This window comes from Thermoplasma sp., from assembly GCF_023256435.1.
Lineage (GTDB): Archaea > Thermoplasmatota > Thermoplasmata > Thermoplasmatales > Thermoplasmataceae > Thermoplasma.
In genome coordinates this window covers 75,602-82,416 of the sequence record NZ_JAGDXM010000047.1, presented here as the reverse complement: position 1 = coordinate 82,416, position 6,815 = coordinate 75,602, and the positions used below count along the sequence as shown (strand labels likewise).

The window sequence follows — 6,815 nt, the reverse complement described above, 5'->3', positions numbered from 1 at the left end:
TCTACATTGAGGGAAGTCTGTGTATCTCATCGCTAAAGCTGTTGAGATTTACAGCCTCCCCCAAACCCCCAACTTCTCTTTTTAAAAGATCCTGAAACCTGATCCTTACTATAGGATCGATCAGACGTTTTTCAATAGTCAGAGATATTAGGTCAGATTTACTCTCTTCTGTTGAGCAGAGCCAAAAGCTGTGCCTTTCTCTGCATCAATACCTCATATTCGTGTTTATCGAATCCCTGTTGAGGCCTGTTCTGATGTATCTGCTGAAGCCTTTCATTGATATAGGCAAGTTCAGCCTGAGCCTTCATGATAGCCTGCATATCTGCCATAATATCACAGAATGTCATCGGAAAAATCGATATATAGTTTTCCAATAGAACGAAGTGAAATCACCAGTATATTGCTTTTGTAAATTTATATATACAGATATGAAAAGGTTTTTATCCATATATATAATAAATATTTATGGAACATGTCACGAGAAAGGTTCAGGTCACTGGGGGTTCCACTTTTATAATATCACTTCCGCCCGAGTGGGTTAAGCGCAACAATATAAACAAGGGAAGCGAAGTTTCTATAACAGATCAGGGAACCGAACTGCTGGTGGAACCAGCAAATAATGAGGAATCAGAGGTAACAAAGAAGATAACGCTGCCGGCCTCATACACCGGTAAGCCACTGCAGAGGCTTCTGACATCGATGTACATCTCCGGATTTGATACTCTGCTTGTTGTATCCAAAGATAAGATGACACCAGAGATGAGAGACGACATAAAGCGGTTTGCTAAGGTTGTCATGGGTATCGAAGTAATTGAGGAAACGTCAAAAAGCATAGTTCTTCAGAACGTATTGAACGCAAACACATTTTCTCTAGAGAAGGCAATAAGGAGAATGTCGCTCAATGTTTCCACCATGATAGAGGACACGATCAAAGCAATACATGACGAAGACGACGATCTGATTGAAAACATAGTGCTCAGAGATGATGAGGTAGATAGATACCAGTGGTACATATACCGTGAGGTTAAAATAAGATGCAGGGACGAACGTTCGAATATCTACATACTCGTCCTTTCCAGGATTCTCGAAAGGATAGCTGATCATGCTGTCAACATCTGCCAGGCCATAAAGCACAAAAAAGGCATAAAGGGGAGGGAGAAAATGATTGACAATCTAACCTATTCAAACGATGTATACAAGAAGGCCATGGAAACATTCTATTCGAGGAATTTCAATGAAATAGATGGAATAATAAACAGAAAGGCCGAAATAACCCAGAGAAAATATGAGCTGCTGAGTGAATTGAGTTATGATTCGGTTCTGAGTTCAATAGCCGAGGAGATATCCAGGATAGGATTGTACGGAACGGATATAGCAGAGCTTGCCATGGATCTGATTCTGTCAGATAGGGAAGAATTCTCCATCTGACGATCCTGATGCATCGTCCTTATGGAAAGAAACATAATTCGTAAAAGCTCTAAAATATTGAAAGGCTAGGGATTTCCAGGATCAGTAAAAATTCTTATTTCGAGCAGGGAATACACAGACTTCCATCGATAATAAAATTTTATATAAAGTACGTACGATCGATAAGAATGGGGCAGACGCCACCTGAAAACGCGCCTAAGGACATTATGATGCAGAGCATGTACGGAATATACCAATACAGGCGTAAGTCTCTTCGCTGAAATGACGATGCGAAGATTCAGCTGAGGAGTAGCCCATCGGGATACATGTGCTCAAATTTAAATATCACATTTGCGGTAATCCCCGCATCATGCCAGTAAATGCAAACATCAGAAAGTACAATTCTGTGTTCATACTGATAATTACGGCTCTCCTGGCCTATGGTCTGGGATACTTCGTTTCTTATTTTGAAAGTCTGTTTCTTCTCGTATTTCTGGTTCCAATCGTAATTCTGATTTTAATGCATTATCTTGGTCTCTATGGATTAAAAAAGAGGTTGATTTACGGTGTAGTCATAGTTTTCATAGCTGCATTGTTGATATCATCCGCGGAATCACAGGTTTACTACTCGACCGATCATCCAGTTTCCGCCTCATACGGAAGTATAACCGCTACTGCAAATGTCAGGCCATTTTCAGGTAACTTCCCTGCATACAACTTTTCCCTGGCTCTAGACAACTATAAGGATCTGAAAACGCTCAATTTCAGTCTGCACATAGCATCCTCAGCTTACAGCGCAAACATAACCACGCAGCTGAAGAACTACACCTCTGGAAATCAGATGATAGTTTACTATGTCGCGCCATCAGGTTCGCTGCCGCTGGGCATATACAACTATACATTCACGTTTGCAAACTACAGCCTAACGGCGCCAGGGCCAATAAATGCACCGCTGAATACCTGGCTTGCTGACAGCGTGTTATTTGCAACAATACTCTACTTCATCTACTATGAAATCATACTGCTGGCAGGCATATTCTTGATGAGATCGATAGAACATTCCAGATCTTATAGAAATAAAAAATAAGAAATATTAAATTTTATAAATAAACGATCATTTATGCCAAAGCCTTTGTCATGGATTTTTGGGAAGCTGTAGACCTCAATAGCTTCAGTGAAAGAATACACGGTCTTCCCCTGGAAAGATCCATAAATTATCATTCCGATTTCTTCTCTGTATCATCCACAAAAAAGCAGGCGGCGTGGTGCTTGAGTGAGATTGATTAAATACGAATTACGCCTGTGGATATCACGATACAGGGCTTGTGCGGAATATGTGCGTACATGCAAATATTTCTTCGCTGAAATAACGGTGAGAATATTCAGCTGATGAGCAGTTCACCATGGCTGGCAATCGCAGATGTATCAATAATATCAAACGAAAAGGTATAATCTGATCTAGCTATATCTGAATATGGTCGAAATAAAAGCAGATTCCTTCGAACTAAATGGAAGAAAGGTTTACTATTATCCGCTGAAGAAGATCTTCGGGGAGAAGATCAGCAACCTTCCAAGATCCCTTAGAATAATTCTGGAATCGATGGTAAGAAATCTTGATGGAAGGGCAATCTCTGAGAGTGATATTAACGCCGTATTGAACTGGAATCCTGAAAATGTGGCTGATACAGAGATAAGATTCAAGGTATCACGTGTTGTAATGCAGGACTTCACCGGCGTACCGGCGGTGGTTGATCTTGCCTCCATGAGGGACACGGTGAAGAATCTCGGCAAGGATCCAGAACTGATAAATCCTCAGGTAAGGGTTGATCTCGTCATAGATCATTCAGTACAGGTTGATTATTACGGAGAGACCTTTGCACTGGAGAAGAATGAGGAGCTGGAATTTGAGAGGAATATGGAGAGGTACAGATTCCTCAAATGGGCTCAGAATGCTTTCAAGAACTTCAAGGTTATACCGCCGGGTACCGGCATAATACATCAGGTTAACCTTGAATATCTAGCCGAGGTCGTATTCGAAAGCAAGAAGGACGGAAAGGACTATGCCTACTTTGACTCTCTTGTCGGAACCGATTCCCACACCACAATGATAAACGGCATAGGCGTACTCGGTTGGGGCGTGGGCGGTATAGAAGCGGAAGCAGCCCTACTTGGGCAGCCCATCACCATATCGCTGCCTGAAGTTATAGGCGTCCGGATAAAGGGGAAGATGCAACCAGGCGTCACCGCAACTGATGTGGTACTAACGGTTACAGAGATGCTCAGGAAGGTCAACGTGGTAGACAAATTCGTCGAGTTTTTCGGTCCGTCGGTGAAATATCTATCTGTACCTGAGAGGGCCACAATATCAAACATGTGCCCGGAGTACGGGGCCACTTGTGCGCTGTTCCCCATAGACGAACAGACATTGCAGTATCTGGAAACTACAGGTAGATCAAAGGAACACATAGATCTGATAAGAAAATACCTTGAAGCCCAGGGGCTATTCGGAGAGGGCAGTGAACCAAAATACACGAGGGTCATAGATCTTGATCTCTCAACTGTGAAGCCAAGTGTGGCCGGTCCAAAGCTTCCCCAGCAGAGGCTTGATCTGGATCAGGTCTCACAGAGCTTTCTTTCGACTCTGGATCAAAACGGAAGCAACCGCCTTGTATCTCTGCGCAAAGTACCTCTAAAGATGAAGGGAAAGGATCTAGAGCTCTCCGATGGCGATATAGTTATAGCGGCTATAACAAGCTGCACAAACACGAGCAACCCGTACGTCATGATAGCCGCTGGGCTTCTTGCAAAGAAAGCGGTGGAAGCGGGCCTCTCTGTCAATCCTAAGGTGAAGACCAGCTTGGCGCCTGGATCTCGTGTTGTGACAGACTATCTAACCGAGTCAGGTCTCATCTCCTACCTTGAAAAACTCGGTTTCTATGTGGTCGGCTACGGATGCACGACCTGCATTGGAAACAGCGGTCCGCTCGATCCAGATCTTGACAATGCCATAGTGAGCAACAATCTGAATGTAGTATCCGTTTTATCCGGAAACAGAAACTTTGAGGCAAGAATACACAAGGATGTGAAGGCCAACTATCTGATGTCACCGCCGCTTGTCGTTGCCTATGCTCTGGCGGGGAATATAACCATAAATCTGAACAAAGATCCTATAGGCGTGGTGAATGGAAAGAAGATCTATCTCAAGGACATATGGCCCACAAACGACGAGATCAATGAAGCGGTCAATAAATATGTAAAGAAGGATATGTTCGAAAGAAGGTATGGAAACATAACGAATGAAAGATGGGAGAAGATAGATGCTCCGTCATCACCAACCTATGCATGGGATCCCAAGAGCACATATATAAGAAATCCACCATTCTTTGAGAATTTCAGGCTTGACCAGGAATTCAAGGATTTCAGGATAAAGGGCGCATATCCGCTTCTGGTACTCGGGGATTCCATAACCACCGATCACATATCGCCTGCTGGGTCAATATCCAAGGACAGTCCGGCTGCGAAGTACCTAATGGAGAACGGAGTCAAACCGGAGGACTTCAACTCATACGGTTCAAGGCGCGGAAACCATGAGGTGATGATGCGCGGTACATTCGCAAATGTGAGGATAAAGAATCTTATGGTGAACAGAGAGGGGGGATACACCATATTCATACCGGAAAACAAGGAGATGTCTGTGTACGATGCCGCGATGAAGTACAAGGAAAGGGGCATTCCGGTTGTCGTACTTGCTGGAAAGGAATACGGAACTGGAAGCTCCAGAGACTGGGCTGCCAAGGGAACTTATCTGCTTGGCGTGAAGGCAGTGATCGCAAAGAGCTATGAGAGAATCCACCGCAGCAACCTTGTAGGTATGGGTGTCATACCCATAGAGTATGACGGTTTCAACCCGCAGGATATTGATTATACAAAGACGATAGACGTCGACATAGAGGACATAGAGCCAGGATCAAAGGCCAGAATGACATACACGGACAAGAATGGTGAGAGGCACACGATAGACGTGAGGCTGAGGGTAGACACACCTGCGGAGGCAGATTACATACGCAGCGGAGGAATACTGCAGTACTCTCTCAAAAAGATACTGGCCTCCTGATCCCATATTTTTATTCATAAAATCAAAAATTCCTTCTGACCATAATTTATAATCGAAGCAGCGATTCACCTCCATGGACAGCAAGGAGATACCTTCGTACGAAGATATCCTTTCTGCAAAGACCTATCTTAAAGGCCTTATCAACAGAACGCCGCTTATAAGGTCCACGACGCTGGGCAATGAGTATGGATCCGAACTGTATTTCAAACTGGAGAATTTCCAGAAGACGGGTTCATTCAAGTCGAGAGGTGCATTGTTCAGATTTTCGAAACTTAACGACGAGGATCGTAAGAGAGGCGTCATAACTGCAAGCGCCGGAAATCATGCGCAGGGAGTTGCATATGCGGCCAAGGTTAACGGCATAAATGCGAAGATAGTGATGCCTGAATACACGATACCGCAGAAGGTAAACGCGGTTGCTGATTACGGTGCTGAGGTTGTTCTGCATGGTTTGGATTACGACGAGGCGCACAGATACGCTGACCAGCTGGCCGTTCAGGAGAACCGCCTTTTCATCGAAGCATTCAACGATAGATGGGTTATATCAGGGCAGGGTACAATTGGCTTGGAGATCCTTGAGGATAAACCGGACATAGACACCATACTGGTGCCTGTGGGAGGTGGCGGCCTGATCTCTGGCATCGCCATAGCCGCAAAGCATCATAACCCAAACATCCGCATAATAGGTATAGAATCTGAACTCTCTGATTCTATGAAGGCCTCTCTGAAGGAGGGAAAGATCATAGCCCACACAAGCGGTGTGAGCATATGTGATGGCATATCTGTGAAGTATCCCGGAGATCTGACCTATTCCATAGCGAGCAAATACGTTGACGACATAGTTACGGTCACAGAAGAGGGCGTATCCAAGGCCATTTACAAACTATTTGAGAGGATGAAGATAGTCGCAGAACCGTCTGGAGCAGTTGGTCTTGCTGCAATAATGGAGGGCAGCATAGACGTGAAGGGAAGGAAGGTTGCCATCGTTGTATCAGGAGGGAACATAAATCCCCTGCTCATGTCCAAGATCATATACAAAGAGTTGGAGAACCTTGGCCAGCTTGTACGCATAGAGTGCACAATACCTGACAGGCCAGGCAACCTGTACAGGATTGCCGAAGCTATAGCAAAGAACGGAGGCAATATCTACCATGCCGAAGTGGACAATCTGAGGAAGGAGACGCCGCCGGGATTCCAGAGCGTGATCTTCTCCGTCAACGTCAGGGGTCAGGACCATCTGAACAGAATACTCGGATCCCTTCGTGAGATGGGATATATCTTCAGAATCACGTGA

The 6,815-nt window shown here is 44.6% G+C and carries 5 protein-coding genes; 4 read left to right on the top strand and 1 reads right to left on the bottom strand.

What is annotated here, in order from left to right; all coding sequences use genetic code 11:
- Positions 1 to 158: 158 nt before the first annotated feature.
- Positions 159 to 329 carry a hypothetical protein gene (locus Q0C15_RS06470; protein WP_297217493.1) on the bottom strand — a complete coding sequence of 57 codons (171 nt, stop codon included), beginning with the start codon at positions 327 to 329 and terminating at the stop codon, positions 159 to 161.
- 136 nt (positions 330 to 465) lie between these two features.
- Between Q0C15_RS06470 and Q0C15_RS06465 the strand changes: the two genes are divergently transcribed.
- The 4 genes from Q0C15_RS06465 (at position 466) to ilvA (ending at position 6,815) form a co-directional block, all read left to right on the top strand.
- Positions 466 to 1,428 (top strand): phosphate uptake regulator PhoU, encoded by a 963-nt coding sequence (locus Q0C15_RS06465; protein WP_297217491.1) that lies wholly within the window; start codon positions 466 to 468, stop codon positions 1,426 to 1,428.
- 349 nt (positions 1,429 to 1,777) lie between these two features.
- Positions 1,778 to 2,494 (top strand): hypothetical protein, encoded by a 717-nt coding sequence (locus Q0C15_RS06460; protein ID WP_110640130.1) that lies wholly within the window; start codon positions 1,778 to 1,780, stop codon positions 2,492 to 2,494.
- A gap of 387 nt (positions 2,495 to 2,881) precedes the next feature.
- The gene (acnA, locus tag Q0C15_RS06455; protein ID WP_297217488.1) at positions 2,882 to 5,521 is read left to right on the top strand and encodes an aconitate hydratase AcnA; all 2,640 of its coding nucleotides are present in this window, start codon (positions 2,882 to 2,884) and stop codon (positions 5,519 to 5,521) included.
- Positions 5,522 to 5,594: 73 nt separating this feature from the next.
- Positions 5,595 to 6,815, top strand: a complete 1,221-nt coding sequence (gene ilvA / locus Q0C15_RS06450) for a threonine ammonia-lyase (RefSeq protein ID WP_110640132.1) — start codon at positions 5,595 to 5,597, stop codon at positions 6,813 to 6,815.